The sequence below is a fragment of the Paenibacillus sp. FSL P4-0081 genome (assembly GCF_000758565.1).
GTDB lineage: Bacteria > Bacillota > Bacilli > Paenibacillales > Paenibacillaceae > Paenibacillus_AQ > Paenibacillus_AQ phytohabitans.
This window is the reverse complement of the sequence record NZ_CP009280.1, coordinates 7,389,058-7,415,850: the sequence shown is the minus strand read 5'-3', so window position 1 is coordinate 7,415,850 and position 26,793 is coordinate 7,389,058. Positions and strand designations below refer to the sequence as shown.

General features: G+C 51.9%; 15 protein-coding genes, 16 tRNA genes, 2 rRNA genes and 1 riboswitch. Of the genes, 30 read left to right on the top strand and 3 right to left on the bottom strand.

All coding sequences use genetic code 11. The annotated features are described in order from the left end of the window. Window positions 1-14: 14 nt before the first annotated feature. From gatA to P40081_RS31440, 6 genes are all read left to right on the top strand, one after another. The gene (gene gatA / locus P40081_RS31465) at window positions 15-1,472 is read left to right on the top strand and encodes an Asp-tRNA(Asn)/Glu-tRNA(Gln) amidotransferase subunit GatA (protein WP_042139982.1); all 1,458 of its coding nucleotides are present in this window, start codon (window positions 15-17) and stop codon (window positions 1,470-1,472) included. A gap of 38 nt (window positions 1,473-1,510) precedes the next feature. Beyond that, a complete protein-coding gene (gene gatB, locus P40081_RS31460) occupies window positions 1,511-2,956 on the top strand; it encodes an Asp-tRNA(Asn)/Glu-tRNA(Gln) amidotransferase subunit GatB (RefSeq protein WP_042139981.1) in 1,446 nt (481 codons plus the stop codon). Between the two features lie 104 nt (window positions 2,957-3,060). Beyond that, a complete protein-coding gene (locus P40081_RS31455) occupies window positions 3,061-3,534 on the top strand; it encodes a GNAT family N-acetyltransferase (protein ID WP_042139980.1) in 474 nt (157 codons plus the stop codon). A 37-nt stretch (window positions 3,535-3,571) separates the two neighbouring features. Then, a complete protein-coding gene (locus P40081_RS31450) occupies window positions 3,572-5,497 on the top strand; it encodes a DUF4097 family beta strand repeat-containing protein (RefSeq protein ID WP_231575228.1) in 1,926 nt (641 codons plus the stop codon). A 125-nt stretch (window positions 5,498-5,622) separates the two neighbouring features. Beyond that, window positions 5,623-6,054, top strand: coding sequence for a Fur family transcriptional regulator (locus tag P40081_RS31445; protein ID WP_039310392.1), 432 nt, complete (start codon window positions 5,623-5,625; stop codon window positions 6,052-6,054). A gap of 179 nt (window positions 6,055-6,233) precedes the next feature. After that, window positions 6,234-7,955: a glycosyl hydrolase family 18 protein gene (locus P40081_RS31440; RefSeq protein ID WP_042139979.1), complete on the top strand. Its 1,722-nt coding sequence runs from the start codon at window positions 6,234-6,236 to the stop codon at window positions 7,953-7,955. Window positions 7,956-8,062: 107 nt separating this feature from the next. On the opposite strand, the gene P40081_RS31435 is transcribed toward P40081_RS31440, so the two are convergent. Further along, on the bottom strand, window positions 8,063-8,428 hold the full coding sequence (locus tag P40081_RS31435) for a DUF2614 family zinc ribbon-containing protein (RefSeq protein WP_042139978.1): 366 nt from the start codon (window positions 8,426-8,428) through the stop codon (window positions 8,063-8,065). Window positions 8,429-8,559: 131 nt separating this feature from the next. On the opposite strand from P40081_RS31435, the gene P40081_RS31430 reads away from it, so the two are divergent. The 19 genes from P40081_RS31430 to P40081_RS31340 all read left to right on the top strand — a co-directional run bounded on the left by P40081_RS31430 (window position 8,560) and on the right by P40081_RS31340 (window position 16,163). Next, complete coding sequence (locus P40081_RS31430) at window positions 8,560-9,435, top strand: nucleotidyltransferase-like protein (RefSeq protein ID WP_042139977.1); 876 nt, start codon at window positions 8,560-8,562, stop codon at window positions 9,433-9,435. 432 nt (window positions 9,436-9,867) lie between these two features. After that, window positions 9,868-11,425 (top strand): 16S ribosomal RNA (locus tag P40081_RS31425). A 248-nt stretch (window positions 11,426-11,673) separates the two neighbouring features. After that, a 23S ribosomal RNA gene (locus P40081_RS31420) occupies window positions 11,674-14,604 on the top strand. Together the 16S and 23S rRNA genes with 16 tRNA genes alongside form the textbook arrangement of a ribosomal RNA operon. Window positions 14,605-14,667: 63 nt before the next feature. Next, a tRNA-Asn gene (locus P40081_RS31415) sits at window positions 14,668-14,743 on the top strand. Window positions 14,744-14,746: 3 nt separating this feature from the next. Further along, window positions 14,747-14,836: transfer RNA gene (locus P40081_RS31410), tRNA-Ser, on the top strand. A 31-nt stretch (window positions 14,837-14,867) separates the two neighbouring features. Next, window positions 14,868-14,939 (top strand) — tRNA-Glu (locus tag P40081_RS31405). Window positions 14,940-14,944: 5 nt separating this feature from the next. Then, window positions 14,945-15,020: transfer RNA gene (locus P40081_RS31400), tRNA-Val, on the top strand. A 33-nt stretch (window positions 15,021-15,053) separates the two neighbouring features. Continuing rightward, window positions 15,054-15,130: transfer RNA gene (locus P40081_RS31395), tRNA-Met, on the top strand. A gap of 4 nt (window positions 15,131-15,134) precedes the next feature. Beyond that, a tRNA-Asp gene (locus P40081_RS31390) sits at window positions 15,135-15,212 on the top strand. A gap of 19 nt (window positions 15,213-15,231) precedes the next feature. Beyond that, window positions 15,232-15,307, top strand: a tRNA-Phe gene (locus P40081_RS31385). A gap of 20 nt (window positions 15,308-15,327) precedes the next feature. After that, a tRNA-Thr gene (locus P40081_RS31380) sits at window positions 15,328-15,403 on the top strand. A gap of 5 nt (window positions 15,404-15,408) precedes the next feature. Further along, window positions 15,409-15,494, top strand: a tRNA-Tyr gene (locus P40081_RS31375). 5 nt (window positions 15,495-15,499) lie between these two features. Next, window positions 15,500-15,573 (top strand) — tRNA-Trp (locus tag P40081_RS31370). Window positions 15,574-15,599: 26 nt separating this feature from the next. After that, window positions 15,600-15,675 (top strand) — tRNA-His (locus P40081_RS31365). A 49-nt stretch (window positions 15,676-15,724) separates the two neighbouring features. Beyond that, window positions 15,725-15,800, top strand: a tRNA-His gene (locus P40081_RS31360). Between the two features lie 18 nt (window positions 15,801-15,818). After that, a tRNA-Gln gene (locus P40081_RS31355) sits at window positions 15,819-15,893 on the top strand. 6 nt (window positions 15,894-15,899) lie between these two features. Continuing rightward, window positions 15,900-15,974, top strand: a tRNA-Gly gene (locus P40081_RS31350). Between the two features lie 7 nt (window positions 15,975-15,981). Next, a tRNA-Cys gene (locus P40081_RS31345) sits at window positions 15,982-16,055 on the top strand. Between the two features lie 29 nt (window positions 16,056-16,084). Beyond that, window positions 16,085-16,163, top strand: a tRNA-Leu gene (locus P40081_RS31340). A gap of 152 nt (window positions 16,164-16,315) precedes the next feature. Here the strand turns inward: P40081_RS31340 and P40081_RS31335 are convergent. Continuing rightward, the gene (locus tag P40081_RS31335) at window positions 16,316-17,236 is read right to left on the bottom strand and encodes an aldo/keto reductase (RefSeq protein ID WP_039309431.1); all 921 of its coding nucleotides are present in this window, start codon (window positions 17,234-17,236) and stop codon (window positions 16,316-16,318) included. A 155-nt stretch (window positions 17,237-17,391) separates the two neighbouring features. Here P40081_RS31335 and P40081_RS31330 point away from each other — a divergent pair, with 155 nt between their 5' ends. The 4 genes from P40081_RS31330 (at window position 17,392) to P40081_RS31315 (ending at window position 23,917) form a co-directional block, all read left to right on the top strand. Then, the gene (locus P40081_RS31330) at window positions 17,392-17,772 is read left to right on the top strand and encodes a MerR family transcriptional regulator (protein WP_042139976.1); all 381 of its coding nucleotides are present in this window, start codon (window positions 17,392-17,394) and stop codon (window positions 17,770-17,772) included. A gap of 419 nt (window positions 17,773-18,191) precedes the next feature. Continuing rightward, a riboswitch (purine riboswitch) is annotated at window positions 18,192-18,295 on the top strand. 160 nt (window positions 18,296-18,455) lie between these two features. Continuing rightward, on the top strand, window positions 18,456-19,868 hold the full coding sequence (gene allB, locus P40081_RS31325) for an allantoinase AllB (protein WP_042139975.1): 1,413 nt from the start codon (window positions 18,456-18,458) through the stop codon (window positions 19,866-19,868). 19 nt (window positions 19,869-19,887) lie between these two features. Next, on the top strand, window positions 19,888-20,448 hold the full coding sequence (locus tag P40081_RS31320) for a cysteine hydrolase family protein (RefSeq protein ID WP_039309438.1): 561 nt from the start codon (window positions 19,888-19,890) through the stop codon (window positions 20,446-20,448). A gap of 400 nt (window positions 20,449-20,848) precedes the next feature. After that, window positions 20,849-23,917, top strand: a complete 3,069-nt coding sequence (locus P40081_RS31315) for a beta-galactosidase, LacZ type (RefSeq protein WP_042139974.1) — start codon at window positions 20,849-20,851, stop codon at window positions 23,915-23,917. A gap of 129 nt (window positions 23,918-24,046) precedes the next feature. Here the strand turns inward: P40081_RS31315 and P40081_RS31310 are convergent, their stop codons facing one another. Next, complete coding sequence (locus P40081_RS31310; RefSeq protein WP_042139973.1) at window positions 24,047-24,928, bottom strand: helix-turn-helix transcriptional regulator; 882 nt, start codon at window positions 24,926-24,928, stop codon at window positions 24,047-24,049. A 165-nt stretch (window positions 24,929-25,093) separates the two neighbouring features. Between P40081_RS31310 and P40081_RS31305 the strand changes: the two genes are divergently transcribed. Continuing rightward, a complete protein-coding gene (locus P40081_RS31305; RefSeq protein ID WP_042139972.1) occupies window positions 25,094-26,491 on the top strand; it encodes an MATE family efflux transporter in 1,398 nt (465 codons plus the stop codon). The last annotated feature ends 302 nt before the right edge of the window (window positions 26,492-26,793 follow it).

The window sequence follows — 26,793 nt, the reverse complement described above, 5'->3', positions numbered from 1 at the left end:
GAGGAGGAAGCAAGTTGAGCCTGTTTCAATATCGATTACCTGAAGTACATAACATGCTGCACAGTAAAGAGGTCTCGGTCAGTGAGCTGACGGAAGCGTCGCTTTCTGCCATTGCGGAGCATGACAGTAAGGTTCATGCTTTTTTGACACTGAATGAAGAGGGTGCCCGTGATCAAGCACGAGCACTAGACGACAAGCTGGCTTCCGGAGCCGCGCGCGGTCTGCTGTTCGGACTTCCTGCCGGAATCAAGGATAATATTGTCACCAAAGGTCTGCGCACCACCTGTGCCAGCCAGTTCCTTAATAACTTCCAGCCGATTTATGATGCGACCGTAGTCTCCAAGCTGCGCCAGGCCGATGCCGTAACCATGGGCAAGCTGAACATGGACGAGTTCGCCATGGGCGGGTCCAATGAGAATTCCAGCTTCGGGGCGGTGCGCAATCCGTGGGATCTGGAACGTGTTCCCGGCGGGTCGAGCGGTGGTTCGGCAGCGGCGGTTGCGGCCGGAGAAGTGTTCTTCACCCTCGGCTCCGACACCGGCGGCTCGATCCGCCAGCCGGCTTCCTATTGCGGAGTGGTCGGCCTTAAGCCAACGTACGGGTTAGTGTCGCGTTACGGTCTGGTGGCATTTGCTTCCTCACTGGATCAGATTGGCCCGATTACCCGGACCGTTGAGGATTCCGCGTATGTACTGCAGGCGATTGCAGGCTATGACGCCCAGGATTCCACCTCGGCCAAGGTCAGCATTCCGGATTACCTGAGCTCGCTGACCGGCGATATCTCCGGTTTGCGTATTGCAGTGCCGAAGGAATACATCGGCGAAGGCGTAGATGCATCGGTCCGCGAATCTGTGCTGTCAGCGCTTAAAGTTCTTGAAGGTCTTGGCGCCGTGTGGGAAGAAGTTTCTCTTCCGCATACTGAATATGCCGTAGCCGCTTATTATCTGCTCTCCTCTTCGGAGGCTTCCTCCAACCTGGCCCGTTTTGACGGCGTCCGCTATGGGGTTCGTGTAGACAATGGCGGCGGTTTGCTGGATCTGTACCATAACTCCCGCAGCCAAGGCTTCGGTCCTGAAGTCAAACGCCGGATTATGCTCGGCACCTATGCGCTCAGCTCCGGATATTATGATGCTTACTATTTGAAGGCGCAGAAGGTACGCACCTTGATTAAGCAGGATTTTGATGAAGTGTTCAAGAAATATGATGTCGTAATCGGCCCGACTGCGCCAACCACAGCCTTTAAGCTGGGCTCGCAGACCGAAGATCCGCTGACCATGTACCTGAATGATATCCTGACCATACCTGTCAGTCTGGCTGGTATTCCTGCTATCAGCATTCCTTGCGGCTTCGCTGAAGGCCTGCCTGTCGGCTTGCAGATTATCGGCAAGGAGTTTGACGAGAGTACGGTACTGCGCGTTGCGCATGCCTTTGAACAACATACAGAGCATCACAAGGCCCGTCCGCAAATGTAGCTACCAGTTTGAGTATATGCCCACAAAACTTTTAAGGGATGAGATTATCTATGTCTAAATATGAAACGGTCATCGGGCTTGAAGTTCATGTGGAGCTTCATACCAAGTCCAAAATCTTCTGCGGCTGCTCCACAGAATTCGGCGCTCCGCCCAATACACATACCTGTCCGGTCTGTCTCGGCCACCCCGGCGTATTGCCGGTTCTTAACCGTCAGGCCGTAGAGTACGCGATGAAAGCGGCGATGGCGCTTAACTGTACGATTGGCGATGTCAGCAAATTCGACCGCAAAAACTATTTTTACCCCGATTCGCCAAAAGCGTACCAGATTTCGCAATATGACCAGCCTATCGGCCTGAACGGCTGGATTGATATTGAAGTGAACGGAGAGACCAAACGGATCGGCATCACCCGTCTTCATCTGGAGGAAGATGCGGGCAAGCTGACTCATGTGGACGGCGGCTTTGCTTCACTGGTTGACTTCAACCGGGTGGGGACTCCGCTTATTGAGATTGTCTCTGAGCCCGATCTGCGTTCACCGGAAGAGGCGCGCGCCTATCTGGAGAAGATCCGCGCCATTATGCAGTATTGCGATGTATCCGATGTGAAGATGGAAGAGGGATCGATGCGCTGTGATGCCAATATCAGCCTGCGGCCGGAAGGCCAGGAGGAATTCGGCATCCGGGCAGAGCTGAAGAACATGAACTCCTTCCGCGGCGTACTCCGTGGTTTGGAGTATGAGCAGTTCCGTCAAGGCGAGATTCTGGACGACGGGGGGATCGTTGTCCAGGAGACCCGCCGCTGGGATGAAGCTGGAGGCAAAACCTTGTCTATGCGCGGTAAGGAAGAGGCGCATGACTACCGTTATTTCCCGGACCCGGATCTTATCGTGCTGCATATTAGCGATGCATGGAAGGAAGATATCCGCGCGACCATTCCGGAGCTTCCGGATGCCCGGCAGGCCCGTTACAGTGAAGAATTTGGCCTGACTGCCTATGATGCCGGAGTGCTTACCTCATCCAAGCTGCTCGCTGACTTCTTCGAGGGCAGTCTGGCCTACACACAGGATGCCAAGGCTGTCGCCAACTGGATGATGGGAGACCTGCTGGGATATTTGAACAGCAATAATCTGGAATTATCCCAGGTGAAGATTACGCCGCAGGGGCTGGGTGAGATGATCGGCCTGATCACAGGCGGAACCATCAGCAGCAAAATTGCCAAGACCGTCTTCAAAGAAATGCTGGAGAGCGGTAAGCTGCCGGCAGTTATCGTTGAAGAGAAGGGGCTGGTCCAGATCAGTGATGAAGGGGCAATCAAAAAAATTGTCCAGGATGTGGTCGCTGCCAATCCGCAATCTGTCGAAGATTACAAGGCCGGCAAGAAACAAGCGATCGGCTTCCTCGTAGGACAAGTTATGAAAGAAAGCAAAGGAAAAGCAAACCCGGGTCTGGTTAACACACTGCTCGCTGACGTATTGAACAGCTAGGGGCTGCTTTTGGCTAATAGATTGGGTAATAAGTCATAGAATCATGAGCACAGGGCTTGTCGGCAACGGCAGGCCCTCTGCAGTATATAAGGGGACTAGTACGGATGGATACAATTGTGAAGCTGGATCTGCAGGATGAGATAACGCTGGATGAGCTCTGGAGTCTTCAGCATAAGGCGTACCGCCTGGAAGCGGAGATCATAGGGTTCCGTGATATTCCGCCGCTGCTGGAGACCAGAGACATGCTGAGCCGGGTTAAAGAGGACTTCTACGGCTGTCTCGACGACAATGAGGAGCTCATGGGGGCTGTTGCAGTAATGGAGGAGGCTCCCGGTAAGCTGACCGTTACACGCATGATGGTAAGTCCGGATCATTTTCGCCAAGGGGTGGCGGGCAGAATGTTAGAATTTATCTTTGCCCGTTATGCGGAAATGGAACAGTTTATCGTATCTACGGGGAAGCTGAATGTTCCGGCAGTAACGCTCTACACCAAACACGGGTTTATTCCTGCAGGTGTTGAAGAGGTAGCTCCGGGTGTGGAGCTGGTAGAATTTCACCGGAGCGGCAAGATTGAATGACAAGCGAAGCAAACGTTCTGAAAGGAGGAGTGCCGAGATGAATTCAGGTCAACATGATCATGAGAATAATCCCGTGCAGGATGAAGAGAAGGAAGCTGATTTGCAGGAAGCTGAAGCTGGCGGAGCACCTAATGCCCCTTATATCCCTCCCCGCCAAAAGCGGCGTCCCCGCAAACGCAAATTTATAGCCGGCCTGCTGGCTGCAGTTATTCCCGGCACGGGACATCTGTATCTCGGGCTGCTCCGTAAAGGAATTTCGTTTATCTTTCTTATTCTGCTGGATATTGTGGCGCTGCTGTATTTCTCATCCATCGGAATGCAGATCAATGTACCGCTGCTAATTTTGCTGGCGCTCCTGATCCCGGCATTGTACTTCTATAATGTGTTCGATGTGCTCCAGTCTGCAGACCGGATATTGCGGTTCCCTGAAGAGCATGACCCTGAACTATCGGATATGAAGGATTCTGCAAAGAATACAGGGCGCCGGGTGAGAATCAGCGAGCCGGGAGTTTCCTTTGGTCTGCTGCTGCTCATTGGCGGGGCGCTGCTCTTCCTTTTCCGCCAGAAGCCGCCCTGGCTTCAAGTGTTCATTGAGAACTCCGCAGGTGCAACCGTAGCGGTTCTGCTGATGATTCTGGGCCTGCTTCTGGGTGTACGGGAGATTGCTAAGGACTCGGGCGCACGTCTGAGCAAGGAACGGCGGAGCCGGCGTGTGGGCAGATATACTGCCTCCGCAGTGCTGATTAGTGTCGGAGTTCTGTTGCTCATGGATTGGCGTGACGGAACTGATTATATGATGCTGCTGCTGAAATGGTGGCCTGTTATTCCGGTATTATGGGGAGTGGAGTATCTGCTGATCCACTTCTTTTCCCGCCGCCGCAGACAGAACGTCACTACTGCCAGAGCCCGTATGGACCTGCGCGGACTGTTCTCGGCCATCCTGCTCTCGGCATGCGTATTTATCGTAACGGAGCAGGAGCATTATCTGCATCTTTGGAACCGGGTCAGTCTTAATTTGACTGTAGCGGCAGTTGATTATGGAGAAGCTGAAGGAAGCCGTTATGAGAAGGCTCCGCTTATTGTTCCAGTTGAACTGAATACGTCCGGAATCAATATTGATGCGATTAACGGGGATATTCTGATCCACCGGGCTGCTGTGGAGGATATTGAGATTACAGCTACAGTCTGGGTGGATCAGCTGGACGGGGTGCTTGCCGAATCCATAGCGGATCAGTCTTTTGTCGATGTGACAGAAGACACGACGATCAAGATCACTCCCCAGGGGAAGGCGTACGGTGAATCCGGCAAACGCCAGCCGCGGATAGATCTGGACATTTCCCTGCCCGAGGACCGACGGTTTGATCTGGGGGTACGCACGATGAACGGCGGTATTACTCTGCAGAACGTGGAGGCTATTTCAGATATTTCTCTGGAGACAGGGAACGGGGAGCTGATCCTGCACCGTATTTACGGCAATGTAAAAGGTAAAACCCTCAATGGCGCAGTACGCGCCAGAAACGTACAGGGGAGTGTTGAACTGACTACAAGCGGTGGAGATATGGGGGCCTGGGAGGTTAGCGGGGCTCTGAAGCTGTCATCGGCAGTCGGTAATATATCGGCAACGGATAGCGGAGATGCACTGGATCTGTCCACGAAGAACGGCAATGTGGAGGTAGCCGGAGCCAGAACGAAGCTGCATGCCGAATCTTTGAATGGCAGAATCAACATTCGTTCGAACGACTTCGGCGGAGACTGGGATATCTACAGTGCTGTCGGAGATATCGATCTCTACTTGCCGCTTACGGGTAATTATACGGTGGAGGGCTCAAGCGGGTACGGGGATATTGTAACGGACCTGCCGGGACTTGTAATCGACAAAAAAAACCTCTCCGGCCAGATCGGAACGGGTGAGTTCAAGCTTCGTGTGGATGGAAACAGCAATCTAAATGTGAGCAAATATTGAATTAAGTAATTTTTATTATATAATAATAAATATAATGTAAGGACTTCGTTGACAACATTGAAAGCCCGGTCTTACAATTACATTAGAGTTATTATTAAGTTGTATAATTAAAGGCGGTGGCATGGATGGGTAGTGGCGTACAGCATGCATTGGAGCAACTGAAGACAACCGGTGTCCGTATTACGCCTCAGCGTCATGCGATTCTTACGTACCTGATGGAAGCGATGAATCATCCTACGGCAGACGATATTTACCGAGCGCTTGAGCCTCAGTTTCCCAGTATGAGTGTGGCAACGGTGTATAACAATCTTAAGATGTTTATAGAAGCGGGTATGGTCCGCGAGCTGACCTACGGTGATAATTCCAGCCGTTTCGATGCCAATGTGTCTGATCATTATCATGTCATCTGCCAGGAATGCGGTAAGATTGAGGATTTCAGCTATTCTTCTCTCCATGAGGTAGAGGAGCGTGCCGAATTGGCCACAGGCTTTAAGATTCATGGATTACGTATGGAACTGTATGGTGTTTGCAAATGCTGCAACGAGAAGCAGCACTAAGATATGGAATTGCAGGCGTGTAGAATCCGAATGCGGATTCTACACGCTTTTTTCTATGGAGCTGTTACAAAAATACAAAGCTTCCAGCAGTTTGGCGCAACCAATAGGGCCGCGATGTCGTATACTTAACAGAAGTGCTATCTGATTATAAATTTATCATACTGTTTGGAGGATATATTTTGGACAGAAGACAGAGACAAAGACGCGTCAAAAAGCGTGGAAGTCTTTTTCGCCGCTTATTGGGACTTGTCATTATAGCTGCCGCAGCCTTTTGGGTTGTTTATTATGTATTACCGAACCGTCAGCATCTGGATCCGGATTGGAAGGGGCTGGAGAAGCCTGTTTTTGTTAAGGGAGAGCTTACCGGATACTCAGCCTCAGGGACAGGGGACAGCCTGCTATTACCACTGCCGCTATTACAGGAATACGTAGATTCATCTATCCGTTACGAGGAAAAGAGCAAGTCTGTGATTCTGTCGACAGACAGCAGTCTTTTATATATGCAGGAAGATTCAACAGCAGCAAGTTTGAACAATGAGCCCCTGCAGCTTCGTCTTGCGCCTGAAGAGAAGGATGGGGTGACATATCTTCCGGCAGATACACTGGAGGACCTATATGGCTTTGAGGTAGACGAGGATAGCAGTACAGGTGCCGTTCTGTTAATGACTGCCGGCGAAACGGTGCCGTTAGGCAAGGTGAAGGGTAAGGAAGGCGGACGGACCAAAGCGCTACGCAGCGGAGCCTCCGTACATGCGCCAATCCTTGCTGATATGCCGCCGGGAGCCACAGTGAGAATCTGGAATTCAGACATCAAAGGCTGGCTGTATGTGCAGCTGGAAAGCGGATATACAGGGTTCGTCAAGGCGGATGATATTCTAGCAGACGGGAATAGAACAGTAGTGCAGCAGCCTGTGGCTCCTACCCGTGCCGAACGCAGCTGGAAAGGAAAGCCCGTTAATATGTTCTGGGAGGCAGTCTACGAACGCAAGCCGAATCCTGCGAAATTCGCTGATTTGCCAGGAATTAATGTGGTTAGTCCAACATGGTTCAGCATTATCGATGTTAATGGTAATGTTCGCAGCCAGGCTGACAGCGCCTATGTGGAGTGGGCTCATACCCAGGGCATGGAGGTATGGGGACTGCTCAGCAACAGCTTTGAGGCGGACCTGACTACGGAGGTACTATCCACGTATGATAGGCGGATGAATACAATTGTGCAGATGCTGAAGTATGCGGATCTGTACAACCTGGACGGTATTAATATCGACTTTGAGAATGTATATACCAAGGACGGACCTAATGTAACCCAATTCATGCGGGAACTGAAGCCCATGGCTCAGAGCCGGAATCTGATTGTCTCTATTGATGTAACTCCGAAATCAAACAGTGAAATGTGGTCCTTGTTCCTGGATCGCCGGGCGCTTGGAGCCGTGTCGGATTTCCTGATTGTGATGGCTTACGATGAGCATTGGGCGGCTAGTCCGGTTGCCGGTTCTGTAGCTTCCCTGCCGTGGGTGAAGAATTCTATAAGCCGTATTATTGAAGAGGATGCAGTCCCTGCCGAGAAGCTGATTCTGGGGATACCATTGTACACTCGTATCTGGACCGAGAAGACCGAGAAAGGTGAAACCAAAGTAAGTTCCAAGGCCGTCAGTATGAATGCGGTCCAGGAGATACTTGCCGAGAAGAAGCTGACACCGGTTCTTGATAAGGAAGCAGGGCAGAATTATGTGGAATACAAAGAAGAGGATGTTTTGCGCAAAATATGGATCGAGGATAAAGTTTCGCTGGCAGCCAGAGTCAATCTGGCGCAGTCCTTCGGCCTTGGCGGTGTAGCCTCATGGAATCGGAGCTTTGCCAATCCGGAAGCGTGGGAAGCACTCAAGGCAATTGTTGAATAATGCTTAGGTGGATTGATTATAAAACGGGTGTCGTCCAGTAGAGGACGACACCCGTTTTGTTTGTATCCGGCAGAAGATTATTTCTGTAAAGATTCATATGAATTCGATTATTGCTTCAATTGCTGGACTTCGAGTTCTTCAGCGGTAATTGTGGCTTGTGCAGGGTCCATCGTAAGGATGGTGTGACAGAACATACAGCGGTCCGTTTTGCCAAGCATTTTGGTCTGCTTATGGCATTCGGGACATTCCACCTGGACAGCACTGGTTGAGAGCATGCCCGCCCAGAAGTAGATGGCCAGACTGGCCATCATGGAGATTAGACCAATGACGAGACCGATAGCAGCGACAACCTTGCCTGCAGACCCCCAGAATACAATGCCTGCGGTTCCCATAATCATAAGACCCATACCCAGCATCGTAAGAAGCAGTCCCCAGGTGCGAAAAGCGTTGATTTTGGCCGATTTAAATTTCATGAGTATTATCTCCTAACTGAAATATAGTTCGGTTGTCCAGGAGGAACTGACATGAATATGTAGAATATCATTTATGTAAAGAGAATTATAACTGACTGGATGCAAAATCGCCAAATTTGATGGAGGGAAGTATGGAACTGTCCAATTTGACCCTATTAGGTGGGGAGACATTTGATGAGAATGTTCTTGGAGCCGTTGCTTTGCGGCAAAGAGGCAATGACACGTTTCAGAGCGCGCTGCTGCACGACTTTGATATGATGGTGCTCATGCTGCATGAGGAACAGGAGACAGAGCGGATTATAACCCACACCATTGCCGGGGACAGGCGGACGCAATCCGTGCATGTGGGTCTATCTGCATTGGAACGCGCTGTGATGGCAGGGGACAATAATGAACTCCTTACCAGTTTAATGTCCGGTGAGGTGATCTGGGACCCTAAGGGGATATTGGCGGAGATGCGGAAGGAACTCATTCAGTTTCAAGGTCCGCTGAAAGAGCGGGTATTGTTTATGGAATTCTCCCGTTTTCTACATATGTACGTGAAGTCGAAACGTTACCTTGAAGCAGGCTGTACTATGGATGCTTATAACTGCGTGCTTATCGCTCTGTATCATTGGGCACGTATTGAAGTGAGCGAGGCCGGATATTTTCCGGAGCCCGCAGTGTGGGGACAGGTCAAGAATTTGAATTCTCCGGTTCATAAGTTATATGAAGAACTGACAGTAAGTACAGAAACGCTGGAGCAGAGAGTCGAACTGATTTTGCTGGCCTGCGAGTTTGCGTTAATGTCAAAAATGGCGGATTGTTGCGCCATGCTTCTCCATATCCTGAGCAGCCGCAAGGAGGCTTGGAGTATTAAAGAACTTCTGCAGCATTCAGGACTGAGCCAGCTCCAGGCAGAGCTGCCGCTTGTTCTGCGCAAGCTTGTATCGCGTTCATTAATTAGAGAAATTACTTCTTGGGCTGTTGAGGCCGGGGACGGGCATGCAATTCGGTATACCCTTTAGTTATGTGGCTGTCCACGGACATGAATAGACCTATAATAGAAAAAGTAAGCAGGAGGATGGAGAGAGGTAGTGTACTCTCTTTTTTTATTTGTTCCTTGCTGCATGAGCGCAGAAAATGAGGGGAATATTTAGGGTTGACTAGGACGCAACTTATGTGATAAATTATAACTCGTCCCTCTGACATAACGATGCGCTGCAAAGCAGTCGTAAATCAGCCGAAAAAAGAAATCAAAAAAAAGGTTGACTAAAACGAGGGCGCTGTGATATATTATAAAGGTCGCTGCTGAAACAAACAACGGCGACAAACGATGAGACATTGATCTTTGAAAACTGAACAACGAGTGAGTAGGAAATCACGAAAGTGACTTCCAAAATAGAGAATGAAAATTCTCGTCAGATGTTTCAAAATGAGCAATCGCTCTTTCTAAATACAATTTGGAGAGTTTGATCCTGGCTCAGGACGAACGCTGGCGGCATGCCTAATACATGCAAGTCGAGCGGAGTTTGAATGGAAGCTTGCTTCCATTCATGCTTAGCGGCGGACGGGTGAGTAACACGTAGGCAACCTGCCCTCAAGACTGGGATAACTACCGGAAACGGTAGCTAATACCGGATAATTTCTTTCCTCTCCTGAAGAGAGAATGAAAGGCGGAGCAATCTGCCACTTGGGGATGGGCCTGCGGCGCATTAGCTAGTTGGTGGGGTAACGGCCCACCAAGGCGACGATGCGTAGCCGACCTGAGAGGGTGAACGGCCACACTGGGACTGAGACACGGCCCAGACTCCTACGGGAGGCAGCAGTAGGGAATCTTCCGCAATGGGCGAAAGCCTGACGGAGCAATGCCGCGTGAGTGATGAAGGTTTTCGGATCGTAAAGCTCTGTTGCCAGGGAAGAACGTCCGGTAGAGTAACTGCTACCGGAGTGACGGTACCTGAGAAGAAAGCCCCGGCTAACTACGTGCCAGCAGCCGCGGTAATACGTAGGGGGCAAGCGTTGTCCGGAATTATTGGGCGTAAAGCGCGCGCAGGCGGTCATTTAAGTCTGGTGTTTAAACCTTGGGCTCAACCTGGGGTCGCACTGGAAACTGGGTGACTTGAGTACAGAAGAGGAAAGTGGAATTCCACGTGTAGCGGTGAAATGCGTAGATATGTGGAGGAACACCAGTGGCGAAGGCGACTTTCTGGGCTGTAACTGACGCTGAGGCGCGAAAGCGTGGGGAGCAAACAGGATTAGATACCCTGGTAGTCCACGCCGTAAACGATGAGTGCTAGGTGTTAGGGGTTTCGATACCCTTGGTGCCGAAGTTAACACAGTAAGCACTCCGCCTGGGGAGTACGGTCGCAAGACTGAAACTCAAAGGAATTGACGGGGACCCGCACAAGCAGTGGAGTATGTGGTTTAATTCGAAGCAACGCGAAGAACCTTACCAGGTCTTGACATCCCGATGAAAGCATTAGAGATAGTGCCCCTCTTCGGAGCATCGGAGACAGGTGGTGCATGGTTGTCGTCAGCTCGTGTCGTGAGATGTTGGGTTAAGTCCCGCAACGAGCGCAACCCTTGACTTTAGTTGCCAGCAGGTAAGGCTGGGCACTCTAGAGTGACTGCCGGTGACAAACCGGAGGAAGGTGGGGATGACGTCAAATCATCATGCCCCTTATGACCTGGGCTACACACGTACTACAATGGCCGGTACAACGGGAAGCGAAACCGCGAGGTGGAGCCAATCCCAGCAAAGCCGGTCTCAGTTCGGATTGCAGGCTGCAACTCGCCTGCATGAAGTCGGAATTGCTAGTAATCGCGGATCAGCATGCCGCGGTGAATACGTTCCCGGGTCTTGTACACACCGCCCGTCACACCACGAGAGTTTACAACACCCGAAGTCGGTGGGGTAACCCGCAAGGGAGCCAGCCGCCGAAGGTGGGGTAGATGATTGGGGTGAAGTCGTAACAAGGTAGCCGTATCGGAAGGTGCGGCTGGATCACCTCCTTTCTATGGAGAATCGTCACCTGCAACGGTGACATTCAAATCGGAAGTATTACTTCCAAAACTCAGGTCTAGGCCTGTTACTCACTCGTTGGTCAGTTTTGAGAGCTCAAACTCTCATCTTTAAACTTGATCCTTGAAAACTGGATACCGAAACGAATTTGCGTTTTAGAACATCTTTTAGCTGAAACTTGTGTAAGCAAGTTGAAATAGTTATTAGTTGCTACAGCGATTTTCCTAACGGAAAACGCATTGGTTAAGCTAATAAGAGCACACGGAGGATGCCTAGGCGCCAGGAGCCGACGAAGGACGTGGCGAACAACGAAACTGCCTCGGGGAGCTGTAAGCAAGCTTTGATCCGGGGGTGTCCGAATGGGGAAACCCAGCTGTGGTAATTCGCAGTTACTCGTATCTGAATACATAGGATACGCAGAGGCAGACCAGGGGAACTGAAACATCTAAGTACCCTGAGGAAGAGAAAACAATAGTGATTCCGTCAGTAGCGGCGAGCGAACGCGGAACAGCCTAAACCAAGGGGCTTGCCCCTTGGGGTTGTGGGACGTCTCACATGGAGTTACAAAGGAATATGGTAGGCGAAGAGGTCTGGAAAGGCCCGCGATAGAGGTAAAAGCCCTGTAACCTAAACTGTGTTCTCTCCGAGACGGATCCCGAGTAGTGCGGGGCACGTGAAACCCCGTATGAATCCAGCAGGACCATCTGCTAAGGCTAAATACTACCTGGCGACCGATAGTGAAACAGTACCGTGAGGGAAAGGTGAAAAGCACCCCGGAAGGGGAGTGAAATAGAACCTGAAACCGTGTGCTTACAAAAAGTCAGAGCCCGATCTATGGGTGATGGCGTGCCTTTTGTAGAATGAACCGGCGAGTTACGTTTAACATGCAAGGTTAAGGTGAGAAGCCGGAGCCGCAGCGAAAGCGAGTCTGAATAGGGCGATTGAGTATGTGGACGTAGACCCGAAACCGTGTGATCTACCCCTGTCCAGGGTGAAGGTGCGGTAACACGCACTGGAGGCCCGAACCCACGCATGTTGAAAAATGCGGGGATGAGGTGGGGGTAGCGGAGAAATTCCAATCGAACTCGGAGATAGCTGGTTCTCCCCGAAATAGCTTTAGGGCTAGCCTCGGTGAATGGAGTGGTGGAGGTAGAGCACTGATTGGGTGCGGGGCCCGCAAGGGTTACCAAGCTCAGTCAAACTCCGAATGCCATTAACTTCTTGCCGGGAGTCAGACAGTGAGTGCTAAGATCCATTGTCAAAAGGGAAACAGCCCAGACCATCAGCTAAGGTCCCCAAGTGTGTGTTAAGTGGGAAAGGATGTGGAGTTGCACAGACAACCAGGATGTTGGCTTAGAAGCAGCCACCATTGAAAGAGTGCGTAATAGCTCACTGGTCGAGTGACTCTGCGCCGAAAATGTAACGGGGCTAAACACACCACCGAAGCTATGGCTAGATGCTTTGCATCTGGGGTAGGGGAGCGTTGTATGCAGGTTGAAGGTGTACCGTAAGGAGCGCTGGACAGCATACAAGTGAGAATGCCGGTATGAGTAACGAAAAGATCAGTGAGAATCTGATCCGCCGAAAGCCCAAGGTTTCCTGAGGAAGGCTCGTCCGCTCAGGGTAAGTCGGGACCTAAGGCGAGGCCGAAAGGCGTAGTCGAAGGACAACAGTTTGAAATTACTGTACCACCGTAATCCGCTATGAGCGATGGGGTGACGCAGGAGGGTAGTGACGCGGACTGATGGATGTGTCCGTCTAAGCAGTGAGGCTGATGTGTAGGCAAATCCGCACATCACTAAGGCTGGGCTGTGATGGGGAGCGAAAATTGTAGTAGCGAAGGTCATGATCTCACACTGCCAAGAAAAGCCTCTAGCCAGGAGAAGGTGCCCGTACCGCAAACCGACACAGGTAGGCGAGAAGAGAATTCTAAGGCGCGCGGAAGAACTCTCGTTAAGGAACTCGGCAAAATGACCTCGTAACTTCGGGAGAAGAGGTGCCTCGGTAGGGTGAATAGCCCGAGGGGGCCGCAGTGAAAAGGCCCAAGCGACTGTTTAGCAAAAACACAGGTCTGTGCGAAGCCGCAAGGCGAAGTATACGGGCTGACGCCTGCCCGGTGCTGGAAGGTTAAGGGGAGTGGTTAGGGGTTAAACCCGAAGCTGTGAACCGAAGCCCCAGTAAACGGCGGCCGTAACTATAACGGTCCTAAGGTAGCGAAATTCCTTGTCAGGTAAATTCTGACCCGCACGAATGGCGTAACGACTTGGGCGCTGTCTCAACGAGAGATCCGGTGAAATTTTAATACCTGTGAAGATGCAGGTTACCCGCGACAAGACGGAAAGACCCCATGGAGCTTTACTGCAGCTTGATATTGAATTTGGGTACGATCTGTACAGGATAGGTGGGAGCCGGTGAGGCAGGAGCGCAAGCTTCTGCGGAGGCGCCGTTGGGATACCACCCTGATCGTATCTAGGTTCTAACCTAGTGCCCTTACCGGGTACGGGGACCGTGTCAGGCGGGCAGTTTGACTGGGGCGGTCGCCTCCTAAAGAGTAACGGAGGCGTTCAAAGGTTCCCTCAGAATGGTTGGAAATCATTCGCAGAGTGCAAAGGCATAAGGGAGCTTGACTGCGAGACCTACAAGTCGAGCAGGGACGAAAGTCGGACTTAGTGATCCGGTGGTACCGCATGGAAGGGCCATCGCTCAACGGATAAAAGCTACCCTGGGGATAACAGGCTTATCTCCCCCAAGAGTCCACATCGACGGGGAGGTTTGGCACCTCGATGTCGGCTCATCGCATCCTGGGGCTGAAGTAGGTCCCAAGGGTTGGGCTGTTCGCCCATTAAAGCGGTACGCGAGCTGGGTTCAGAACGTCGTGAGACAGTTCGGTCCCTATCTGTCGTGGGCGCAGGAAATTTGAGAGGAGCTGTCCTTAGTACGAGAGGACCGGGATGGACGTACCGCTGGTGCATCAGTTGTTCCGCCAGGAGCATGGCTGAGTAGCTACGTACGGACGGGATAAGCGCTGAAAGCATCTAAGCGTGAAGCCCCCCTCAAGATGAGATTTCCCAATTAGTAAGACCCCTTGAAGACGACGAGGTAGATAGGTTGGAGGTGGAAGTGCAGCAATGCATGGAGCTGACCAATACTAATCGGTCGAGGGCTTATCCAAATTTCGAAGAATGCAGATTCGTTTCGGATTCAGTTTTCAGGTGATCAAGCCTGATATGTATATTCCCTGATAGCTCAGTTGGTAGAGCACTCGACTGTTAATCGAGTTGTCACAGGTTCGAGTCCTGTTCGGGGAGCCATCTGGAGAGGTGTCCGAGTTTGGCCGAAGGAGCACGATTGGAAATCGTGTAGGCGCCACAAGCGTCTCGAGGGTTCGAATCCCTCTCTCTCCGTAGCTTTACCTTACAAATATTTAATCAGCATGGCTCGTTGGTCAAGGGGTTAAGACACCTCCCTTTCACGGAGGTAACATGGGTTCGAATCCCATACGAGTCATATATGGAGGCTTAGCTCAGCTGGGAGAGCATCTGCCTTACAAGCAGAGGGTCGGGGGTTCGAACCCCTCAGCCTCCACCATCTATCTTTAACAGAATAGATCTTTAACATTGACGCGGGGTGGAGCAGCCCGGTAGCTCGTCGGGCTCATAACCCGAAGGCCGCAGGTTCAAATCCTGCCCCCGCAACCAATTTGGAACCGTGGTGTAGTTGGCCTAACATGCCTGCCTGTCACGCAGGAGATCGCGGGTTCGAATCCCGTCGGTTCCGCCATCTTTATGAAGAAATGTTCGGCTCGGTAGCTCAGTCGGTAGAGCAAAGGACTGAAAATCCTTGTGTCGGGGGTTCGATTCCCTCCCGCGCCACCATATTTTTTACAACTTAATATGCCGGTGTAGCTCAATTGGTAGAGCAACTGACTTGTAATCAGTAGGTTGGGGGTTCAAGTCCTCTCGCCGGCACCATCCTCGGAGGCTTAGCGAAGTGGCCAAACGCATCAGACTGTAAATCTGCTCACGTACGTGTTCGGTGGTTCGAATCCATCAGCCTCCACCATTTTTAGGGGCATAGTTTAAAGGTAGAACAACGGTCTCCAAAACCGTTGGTGTGGGTTCAATTCCTGCTGCCCCTGCCAAGTAATATCCTATAAAATTTAATATGGCGATCGTGGCGAAGTGGTTAACGCACCGGATTGTGGTTCCGGCATTCGTGGGTTCGAGACCCATCGGTCGCCCCATTTCTTTTATAAGGGTTATAAGGCATTGCAATTAAATAAGCTTCATATGGCGACTGTGGCGAAGGGGTTAACGCACCGGATTGTGGTTCCGGCATTCGTGGGTTCGAGACCCATCAGTCGCCCCATTTTATTAAATCAAATGTTGGGGATTAGCCAAGCGGTAAGGCAACGGACTTTGACTCCGTCATTCATAGGTTCGATTCCTATATCCCCAGCCATTATATGCGGACGTGGCTCAGCGGTAGAGCATCGCCTTGCCAAGGCGAGGGTCGCGGGTTCGATTCCCGTCGTCCGCTCCATTTTTTTGGTGCCATAGCCAAGTGGTAAGGCAAAGCTCTGCAAAAGCTTTATCCCCAGTTCAAATCTGGGTGGCACCTCCATTATCTTTTAGAACTAATTCTATGTATATGCCGGCGTGGCGGAATGGCAGACGCGCTCGACTCAAAATCGAGTGGGAAACCGTGGAGGTTCGAGTCCTCTCGCCGGTATAATTTATGAAACTAGTCCCTTAGGAGTTTGACTCCTGAGGGATTTTTATATTTATACTCCATCTCAAATTAAGGATAAAACCCGCAACGAACTTAGATCATCAAATTCGTTGCGGGTTTTATATGTTTTATATGTTGATGCTAAGACTCACTTAAGGAAGCACGTTCCCGGCCGCGCGGTAGATCTCGTACCATTCCTGGCGGCTGAGGGTTATATCGGAAGCTTTGGCGATATCAAGCAAGCGCGCTGTGTTGGTGGTACCGACCACCGGCTGCATCTTAGCCGGATGGCGAAGGAGCCAGGCGATGGCGATGGCCGTATCTGCTACACCTTTTTCCGCAGCCAGACGGTTAATGACTTCATTCACCTCCGGGAACTTCTCATTGCCGAGGAATACGCCTTCAAAGAAACCGTATTGGAACGGTGACCAAGGCTGGATCGTCATATCATGCAGGCGGCTATACTCCAGGATGCCTCCATCATGGACAACTGATCCGGAATTTGTCATATTGACGTTGATCCCGGAATCGATCATGCCGGTGACCATTACGCTGAGCTGAAGCTGGTTGAACAGCAGGGGCTGCTTGACGTTCTTTTTCAGCAATTCAATCTGCAGGGGATTCTGGTTGCTGACGCCGAAGTGTTTCACCAAACCTCTGCTCTCCAGCTGATCAAAGGCTTCTGCTACTTCTTCAGGCTCCATAAGGGTGTCCGGGCGGTGCAGCAGCAGAACATCGACATAATCGGTCTTCAGGCGCTTCAGGCTGTTCTCTACCGAGCTCACAATATGCTCTTTGGAGAAGTCGAAGAAGCCATTACGGATTCCGCATTTGGTCTGAATCAGCAGTTGCTCACGCATGCCCGGACTTGCAGCCAGCACGTCGCCGAACACCTCCTCAGCTTTACCGGCAGCATAAATGTCAGCGTGGTCAAAAAAGTCTATGCCAGCCTCAAGGGCGCTGTGAATATGTACATCGGCCTCTTGTGGTGACAGATCTGCAATCCGCATACAGCCCAGGGAGATTTCAGCGACCTCCAGCGCACCATTAGCAACGTTAATTCTTTTTACCATTAATTATTCACTCCTTAAATGAAGGTACAGTGTTAAGCTTAGACCTTAGAGTTAGGTGTAAGTCAATAGATTTATAGAGCGGCTTTTCATAGAAACCAAATGGTGTTACCTTAAGAGGTGAAACCGATACCAGCTGACAGAAGGGAGCTGCAATAATGGGATACAGCATCAAAACCATAGCACAAAAAAGCGGACTGAGCCAATATACGCTGCGTTACTACGAACGGGAGGGCGTATTGCCGGTTGTGGCAAGAGATGTTAACGGCAACCGGTGTTTTGACGATGAGGATCTGGAGTTAATTTCGTTAATCTGCTGTCTCAAGGATACAGGGATGGCGATTGCCGATATCAAGCAATTCATTGCGCTTTCGAAAGAAGGGGTAAGTGCTTTGCCCGATCAGCGCAGACTGCTGCAGGAGCATAAAGTGCATATTGATGAGAAGATTAAATTCTTTCAGAGCTTTGCGCAAAAGGTGGACCACAAAATTGCTTATTTTGCCTCCCTGGAGAATGAAGCGAAAGCAGCCAGACCCTAATCTTGAGCCGCAGGGTCGTATGATTATTGTCGCTGCAATTAAGGATTGGAAATGCTGCAGCCAGTACTTAAGCTTGTAGCGAAACCGGTATAAGAATGAGATGAATTATAAATAGAGTAAGGCCTTATATTGGGTTGGAAATCCTTGCGGAGACCGGGGTCCCGGGTTTTCCTAAGTTGCTTATACAGTAGATAAGAAGGGCAGCAGAAAGAACGGAATATCCGGGAAAATGGAATGCAAAGACCGTTCATGTGATGTTAAATGACACATAAATTGACCGTTTCTTGACAAAGCGGTTTATAATCTTGACGGGAAGCCTCTTGATGATATGATAAAGGTACTTAAGGAAGCCGATCCTGGATATAGTGTTATATTAATTAACATGACGCTGCCGGGACTGCTTGCTTATCAGATGGACTAATCAAATAAGCTCTTGCTCTTGTATAAGCTCAATAATTTGGTTTGAGCGTTTCGACCAGGCGACCGTAAATTGCCCCAGGCTACAGGAGGTATGTGATAGGAATTGCTTTTCACCGTGCGGAGGTATCCGGGTGAGGCAGTGTTTACTATTATGTGCCTTTTGTACCCTGGGTTTTTTGTTGTGTACAGAAGCGTGGAGCTGATCTTGCCTCGTCCGGCCAGAGTGGGGATTCAACCAAATTATAAAGAAGAGGTGTGTATTCATGGGTTATGAACTGATCATTAAAAATGCGAGCATTCCGCAAGGCGACAGACAAGTGCTGACGGACATTCTGGTGAACAAAGGTGTTATCGTAGGGTTCGCCAAGGATATTGACGCGGAGGCCGATACGATTATTGATGCACAGGGCAAATTGGTGCTGCCAGGAGTTATTGATTCGCATACCCACTTTAATGATCCGGGGTTCACACACCGTGAAGACTTCGTTACCGGAACCAGCAGTGCGGCGGCGGGCGGGGTAACGATGATTGTAGATATGCCTTGCTGCAGCGTACCGTCTGTACGTTCGGTGGAGAACCTGCATAACAAGCTGAATGCGCTCGAAGGTAAAGGAATCGTCGACTACGCCATGTGGGGCGGAATTACCGGCGAGGATGTACGCAATGATGTGCTGGATATTGTGAAGGAGCAGGCTGCTGAGGGCGTGGTTGCTTTTAAAGTATATATGACACCGTCCGTGCCATCTTACCCGCGTGTGACGGACCCTGAGATGCTCGAAGCCTTCTATGCTGTAGCCGAAACTGGAATGCCGATCGGAATTCACGCTGAGAACTATGCCATCTGCGATTACTATACCCAGAAGCTGAAAAAGGAAGGACGGATGGATTACCCGGCATGGGCTGAAGCGCGCAAGATTCTGGCGGAAAAAGCGGCGATCCAGCTGGGCATCAGCTTCTCGGAGGAATCGGGAGCCCGCCTGCATATCGTGCATATGAGTACGGCGGCAGGCAATCAGCTGATCAAGGAAGCGAAGCTTAAAGGGGTGAAGGTGACAGCGGAGTCCTGTCCGCACTACCTGACGCTGAATGCGGTGGATGCGATGACGGAGTTCGGGACTTTTGCCAAAATAGCACCTCCGCTGCGCCGTCCGGAAGATAATGAAGCGCTCTGGCAGGGGCTGGTGGACGGAACGATTGACTTCATGGCTACCGACCATGCCCCCTATGAGATTGCTACGGAAAAGGATACGCCGGGCATGGATGTCTGGACTTCCTTCCCGGGGATTCCGGGTGTAGAAACGCTGGTGCCGATTATGATCAGTGAAGGCTACAACAAAGGCAGACTCAGCCTGTCCCGCCTGGTGGAGCTGCTGTGCACGAATCCGGCCATCCATTATGGCCTGTATCCGAAGAAAGGCGCCCTTGAAATCGGTACCGATGCCGACTTCACGATTGTCGATCTGGAGAAGGAATGGACGCTCGATAAAGATAAAATGCACTGCAAACCGAAATATACGCCGTTCCACGGAATGAAGCTGAAGGGCAAGGTGGAAAAAACCATTGTCAGAGGCACATTGGTCTACGATGACGAGCTTGGTGTAGTCGGTAAACCGGGCTATGGCGAGTTCGTGAAACGGCAGACGATCAGCGAGCTTCCGCGTTTGCTGAAATACTAGGAGAAGGGGAGAGAACATAATGGCTAAACACGCGGTAGTAATTATTGATATGCTGAATGATTTCATCCATCCGGATGGAGCACTGACTTGTCCGAATGGGGCGGGAATCGTGCCTGCGATTCAGGAGCTGATCGAATTCAGCCACGAAAATGATATTCAGGTGATCTTCGTACAGGAGGCGCACCGGCAGAATGATGCTGACTTCAGGGTTAGGCCGGTTCATGCGATTAAGGGCACCTGGGGATCGGACTTCATAACCGAGCTGACCCCGCAGCCGGATAAAGGCGATTATATCGTGCAGAAAAGACGGCATAGCGCCTTCAGCTATACGGATATGGATCTTTTTCTCCGTGAGGAGGGGATTGATACGGTTGTAGTTACCGGGGTATGGACCAACGTCTGTGTCCGCTCTACGGCATCCGATGCGATGTACCACACTTACAAGGTCAAGTGTATCAGCGACTGCTGCGCCTCGAAGGATGAGGAGATGCATATCTCGGGTCTGCGGGATATCGGGATTTTTGGAGAAGTGCTGACCCTGGCCGAGTATAAAGAGGTTAATGCTGTTGTAAAAGGTTAATGCTGTTGTAAAAGGCTAATATGTTGAAAGGCTAGTGCGATAAAAGCTAAGCCCCTTACTTTAAAAGCTCCATGCTGTACGGCGGTTGCCGCTCAGCTGGGGCTTTTTGTGATTATGTGCGTGAAAGCGGAGTGGGGGGTGTTCCTCTAAATAAACAGATAAATAATCCAGTAAAAACGGTAAATATGCTATTCCATTTGCGGCTGCTAAAAGCTTAAGATGCAGTAAGAGGCCAGGGTCAAATGCCCCAAAGTCAGCTATGTGCACCTTAGTTGTGATCCTGCACTATGAACCTGCGAAGGTCTTGGGTAAAATTAAGCTGGAACTGCTGACGCAGACGGTAAGGGAATCATGGAAGAGAACAAAATCATTGTGAGAGACCAATAAGGAGGAAAATATAATGTTCAGCAACGAGCCCAGTCTGGACTGGTTAAGCGATGTTTCGGTTTTTAAGGTGAACCGATTGGAAGCGCATTCGGACCATCGTTATTACAAGACCATGGAGGAAGCGGAGCGGCAAGCCCCGATGGAGCTGCGTCATTCCCTGAACGGAGACTGGAAATTCAGCTACGCGGTGAATGCGGCCAGCCGGATTCAGGATTTCTATAAGGCGGATTATGATACCAGAGGCTGGGGGGACATTCAGGTGCCCGGTCATATCCAGCTTCAGGGGTACGGCAAGCCGCAGTATGCCAACACGATGTATCCCTGGGACGGGCTTGATGCTGTGCGGCCGCCGGCGATTCCGGAGGAGAGCAATACGGTGGGGAGTTATGTGAAATGTTTTGAAGTTCCGGCGAATATGGAGAACGGGCCGGTCTTTATATCTTTTCAGGGAGTAGAGGCGGCGTGTTATGTCTGGCTCAATGGACAATTCGTCGGCTACAGTGAAGACAGCTTCACACCTGCGGAGTTTGAGTTGACCCCTTATTTGCAGGAGGGTGTGAACAAGCTGGCCGTTGAAGTCTATCAGCGCTGCACGGGCAGCTGGCTGGAGGATCAGGATTTCTGGCGGTTCTCGGGTATCTTCCGCGAGGTGTATCTGTATACGGTGCCGAAGCTCCATGTGCAGGATCTGCGGATTAATGCGGAGCTGGATGCTGCCTATCAGGAGGGAACGTTAACTGCTGAAGTTAGCATGGCAACGGCGGCGGACGCTTTTGTGAAAATCGGGTTGAAGGATGCGGCCGGAGCCGTTGTGGCAGAAACCGAGGGGCAGGTTGTGGCTGGAAAGGCGGCCTTTACCCTGGAGGCAGGTACGGTATCGCTGTGGAGCGCAGAAAATCCGTATCTCTATAGCGTCTGTATCTCTGTATTCGATGGCCGCGGAGAACAGGTGGAGGCGATTGTGCAACTGGCGGGGTTCCGCGTGTTTGAACTGAAGGACAAGCTGATGCTGCTGAACGGCAAACGGATTATTTTCAAAGGAGTCAATCGTCACGAATTCAACAGCCGCAGAGGGCGGAACATCACCAGAGAGGACATGATTAAGGACATCATCATCCTGAAGCAGAATAATATCAATGCTGTGCGGACCTCACATTATCCGAATCAGACGCTCTGGTATGAGCTGTGCGATGAGTACGGTGTCTATGTGATTGACGAGATGAATCTGGAATCCCATGGCTCGTGGCAAAAGATGGGCGCGGTTGAGCCGTCCTGGAACATTCCCGGTGATAAACCGGAGTGGCAGGATATTGTAATGGACCGTGCAGTGTCGATGCTGGAGCGCGATAAGAACCATCCGTCCATCCTCATCTGGTCTTGCGGTAATGAATCGTATGCGGGTGAGGTAATTCTGAATGTGTCCCATTATTTCCGCAAGACCGATCCGGGGCGGCTGGTGCACTATGAAGGGGTGTTCCATAACCGCAAATACAATGACACCAGTGATATAGAGAGCCGGATGTACGCCAAGCCCGCGGATATTGCAGAATACCTGGAAGGTCAGCCGGATAAGCCATACATCAGCTGTGAATATATGCATGCCATGGGCAACTCAGTAGGCGGACTTCATAAGTACATCGAGCTGGAGAGCCGGTATCCGCAGTATCAGGGCGGATTTATCTGGGATTATATTGACCAGGCACTGGTGGCCAAAAACAGATACGGAGAGGAGTATCTGGCCTATGGCGGTGATTTTGATGACCGGCCGACGGATTACAGCTTCTGCGGCAACGGGATTGTCTACGCTGACCGGACTGTGACCCCGAAGATGCAGGAGGTGAAGTTCCTCTACCAGAACATCCGGCTTGTACCGGAACGGGATGCAGTGAAGATCATCAACGGTAATCTGTTCGAAGGGACAGAAGGGCTGCGGCTGGAGTTCCGGCTGTACCTGGAAGGGCGGCAAATCTTCAAGGGGCAGCAGGAGGTGGCGGTTGCGCCGCAGGCAGAGGCGCGGATTCCGCTTGCGCTGCCGGAGGTGTCAGGAGCTCCGGGAGAGTACACGCTGGCGGTAAGCCTGTTGCTGAAGGAAGCGGAGCTGTGGGCTGAGGCGGGATTTGAGACAGCCTACGGGGAGCATGTCTTCCGGATTGAAGCCGCTGAGGCTGCGGCGGAACTAGAGGATGTTATACTGCCTGCGGCCGGAGAGTTCAGGGTGATCGAGGGAGACGTGAACATTGGCGTAACCGGCCGCGGATTCGCTGCCCTGTTCTCCAAGCAGGCAGGTTCACTGGTGTCGCTCTGCTACGGGGGGCGTGAGATGATTGCTACTCCGCCTGCTCCGCTGTTCTGGCGGGCAACCACGGACAATGACAAGGGAACTGCGCTTGCTTACCACGCAGGCGGCTGGTTCGCGGCCAGTCTTGCCCGCAGCTGCACGGCGGTAAGGCTTGAGACCGGGAAGGACCGGGCCACGGTGACCTTTGACTATGCATTCAGCATCAGCCGGGAGCTGAAGACCCGAATTGAGTATACGGTCTACGCAGACGGCAAACTGCGGGTCCGTATGGTCTATACCGGAGCGGCCGGCTTGCCGGATGTGCCGGTTGTGGCTGTGTCCTTCCGGATGTCCGCCGATTATGGAGAGTCGGACTGGTATGCCCGCGGGCCGGAAGAGAATTACAGTGACCGCGCGTCTGGAGCGCGTCTGGGACGCTTCCGGCGTAAGGTGACGGAGCTGCCGTCACCTTATCTGGTGCCGCAGGAGTCCGGCAACCGTACCGGCGTACGCCAGGTACGCATTACGGACGAGCGCGGCCGCGGGCTGCAGATTCAGGCGGCTGCGGGAGAGCCGCTGGAATGTACGCTGTCGCCATACACAGCGTTCGAGCTGGAGCAGGCAGCGCATCCTTATGAGCTGCCCAAGGTGCACTACACGGTTGTCACCATTGCCGCGCAGCAAATGGGTGTCGGCGGCGATGACAGCTGGGGAGCGCCGGTACATCCGGAATACCGGATCCCTGCGGACCAGCAGCTGGAGTGGGAGTTCTGGATGGCTGCGGCGTTGCCGGAGGCGGAGTAAGCATCGGTACAATACCCCCACAAAGCGGGTTTTTGGCTTCGATGATGACTCAGGTAATTTGCGGAGACCCCGAAATATAAACAATAGTGAAACAGGCCATCAGCGGAGGAAACCGCTGATGGCCTGTTCTCATGAGAAGCGCTGGCGGTACTCCCGCGGTGACAGCCCCTCCAGCTTCATGAAGGTGGAGCTGAAGTAAGGCGCCTGGTTGAAGCCGACCTCTTCGGCAATCCGGGCGATAGGGAAGCTGGTCTGCATCAGCAGCAGCTTGCTCTGCTCGATCCGGTAACGGAGCAGATATTCCATCGGTGCACAGCCATACGCCTTGTTCATGCAGCGGGCAATATAGACCGGATGAAAGTTAAGGCTGTCTCCGAGCATCGCCGTAGTGATCTCTTCGCGGTAATGGGCACGGAGGAAGGAGGCGGCCTGCTCGGCGCATACAGTGGACTGGGAGCTGTGCTGCTCCGGCTTCACGGAGGCAGCAAGCAACTGCAGAATATCCTGGAAGAGAGCCTGCTGCCGGAAGCGGACCGATTCCAGGTGGGCAGTGGCTTGCAGCTGCCCCAGCTGGGCTAGCAGCTCTTCGATCTTGGCCGGCTGCAGCAGAGTGACGAATTGCGACAACGCGAGGTTAAACGAGCTGATGTTGAAGAACGAAGCGGGCAGGCCGCCCACCGGCTCATTCGGGCTGCCGGAATCAAGTGCGGAACCGGGCAGCGCGGGCCAGTCATGGAAGGTTTGAAAATGAAGCCAATAATAGGCAGTCTCCTCCCGGCAGCCCTCCGTTCCGAAGTGGTGGCAGTCCGGACGAAGGATTAAGGCATCTCCTGCCTTCACCGTAAACCGCCGCTCCTCTTCACCGATGTACAGGCAGCCTTGCCGGACGACAAGCAGATCGAATACTTTGATATGCTGGCGGTTCGGATGCTGATAGCCGGGCGGGTAGTGATTGAAGCCGCTTGCAATATAATGCGGCAGGGGAGGAATGCGGAATAGGAGCGGATTCATTAGGGTAGCCTCCTGCAGGATGGTTTGAATATTGAAAGTTTAGGTTTGAGATATGGTACATTTTCCAGAGTATATCATCTATAATTTATTTCGAGCAAGCTTGAATTGCAAGGCTTGATTACACAGGTTATAGCAGCCGCATATCGGCAGAGGAGGGTTTATTCCATGAAACCCATGGGTGGGAAGAGCGGACTGTGGATGCTGGCCTGGCCCATATTTATTGAAATATTTCTGCAAACGCTGCTCGGGACAGTGGACACTATCATGGTCAGCCGGATCTCTGATGATGCCGTTGCCGTTGTAGGCATTTCGAATCAGTTATTTGGCGCTTTGATTACACTGTTTACCACGTTCGCCGGAGGTGCAGGAATACTGATTGCGCAGCGGCTCGGCTCCGGCCGCAATGAAGAGGCGCGTACGATTGCGATTATGGGAGTTACCGTAAGCACTATCCTGGGGGTTGCCTTCAGTGTCAGCTTGTTTCTGTATGCTGATCCGGTTGCCCGGATGCTTCATATTTCAGGAAATCTGATTCCGCTATCTCATGTCTACCTCACTTATGTGGGCGGCGGATTGTTCATGGTTGGAATGACTGCCTCTCTAGGCTCTGCAATCCGCAATACAGGCAATACGCGCGGGCCGATGTATACGGGAGTGGCTGTGAATGTTATTCATATTCTGCTCAATTATATTCTGATCTTCGGCATGTTCGGCCTGCCGGAGATGGGACTAAGCGGCATTGCGGTCTCCACGATGATCAGCAGGCTGATCGGTGTGGCTGTACTGCTGTATATGTTCAGCAGCGCTTTTGAGCGCAGAATCAGACTGCCGGATTTTCGGACCTTCCACCGCAAATTATTCGCGGAGATCGTCAGGATCAGCTGGCCGCTGGGACTGAACTCCTCCTCCTGGGTGCTGTCACAGCTGGTGATTTATTCTTTTCTCGCCCTGCTGGGTGCCAAGGAGCTGGCTGCACGTACCTATCTGAACACGCTGGAGTCCTTCTGCTTCACGCTGGGTTATGCCATCGCCATGGCCGGGCAGATTCAGATCGCCTATCTCTTCGGTGCCAAGCAGACGCAGGAGGCCTATCGTGCAGCATACCGGACGCTGTACATCGGGCTGGCTATCGTCAGCGCCAATGTGCTGCTATTGTATTTGTTCGGCCGGTCGCTGCTCGGATTCTTCACTGCCGATCCGGAGATTGTCGCTATCGGCGTATCCCTGCTGGCGCTTAATCTGCTGCTGCAGCCGTGCAAAATGCTAAATATGGCTATGGGCAACTCGCTTAATGCGATTGGTGATACCCGCTATACCATGGTGGTCTCGATGATCTCCATGACGCTGATTGGCGTAGGCGGCTCCTACTGGCTCGGAATTTCGTCCGGCTGGGGGCTGCTGGGTATCTACTGCTGCATGATTGCCGATGAAGCGGCAAGAGGAGGACTGGTGCTGCTGCGCTGGCGGAAACGGAAGGTGCTGAATCAGGCCGAATCGCAGTTTGCCGGGCGCCGGCAGGGAGTGAGGGAGAAGCCGGGCGTGGCATGTTCGGTAGAGCTTTAGAAGTATATATGATGATATGAGCGCGGGAGTACGCACACCATTCCCCCGGATTCTTCTCCTGAAGGAGAGTAATCCGGGGGCTTATTTGCGTTCAAGCGTGGTTACTGCACAAAAGTATGAAATGTACACCCTGGGGTTGGCAATAAAATACAGGGATAGCTGTAAGGTTCACTGTTCAGCTGCAGGAGGTATCTTCTATACTCAGGGCATCCATTGGACGAAGCCATAATGGCCGCGAGGGGCGGAGGCTTCGGAGCCAGTGCCGCCAACTTATATAGGTATAGGAGAGTGAAGGCTTTGAG

Bases quoted from the DNA above. Each gene is read 5' to 3' on its own strand.
- gatB (WP_042139981.1), top strand. From the start codon at position 1,511: ATGAGATTATCTATGTCTAAATATGAAACGGTCATCGGGCTTGAAGTT.
- P40081_RS31455 (WP_042139980.1), top strand. From the start codon at position 3,061: ATGGATACAATTGTGAAGCTGGATCTGCAGGATGAGATAACGCTGGAT.
- P40081_RS31450 (WP_231575228.1), top strand. From the start codon at position 3,572: ATGAATTCAGGTCAACATGATCATGAGAATAATCCCGTGCAGGATGAA.
- P40081_RS31445 (WP_039310392.1), top strand. From the start codon at position 5,623: ATGGGTAGTGGCGTACAGCATGCATTGGAGCAACTGAAGACAACCGGT.
- P40081_RS31435 (WP_042139978.1), bottom strand. From the start codon at position 8,428: ATGAAATTTAAATCGGCCAAAATCAACGCTTTTCGCACCTGGGGACTG.
- P40081_RS31430 (WP_042139977.1), top strand. From the start codon at position 8,560: ATGGAACTGTCCAATTTGACCCTATTAGGTGGGGAGACATTTGATGAG.
- P40081_RS31335 (WP_039309431.1), bottom strand. From the start codon at position 17,236: ATGGTAAAAAGAATTAACGTTGCTAATGGTGCGCTGGAGGTCGCTGAA.
- P40081_RS31330 (WP_042139976.1), top strand. From the start codon at position 17,392: ATGGGATACAGCATCAAAACCATAGCACAAAAAAGCGGACTGAGCCAA.
- allB (WP_042139975.1), top strand. From the start codon at position 18,456: ATGGGTTATGAACTGATCATTAAAAATGCGAGCATTCCGCAAGGCGAC.
- P40081_RS31320 (WP_039309438.1), top strand. From the start codon at position 19,888: ATGGCTAAACACGCGGTAGTAATTATTGATATGCTGAATGATTTCATC.
- P40081_RS31315 (WP_042139974.1), top strand. From the start codon at position 20,849: ATGTTCAGCAACGAGCCCAGTCTGGACTGGTTAAGCGATGTTTCGGTT.
- P40081_RS31310 (WP_042139973.1), bottom strand. From the start codon at position 24,928: ATGAATCCGCTCCTATTCCGCATTCCTCCCCTGCCGCATTATATTGCA.
- P40081_RS31305 (WP_042139972.1), top strand. From the start codon at position 25,094: ATGAAACCCATGGGTGGGAAGAGCGGACTGTGGATGCTGGCCTGGCCC.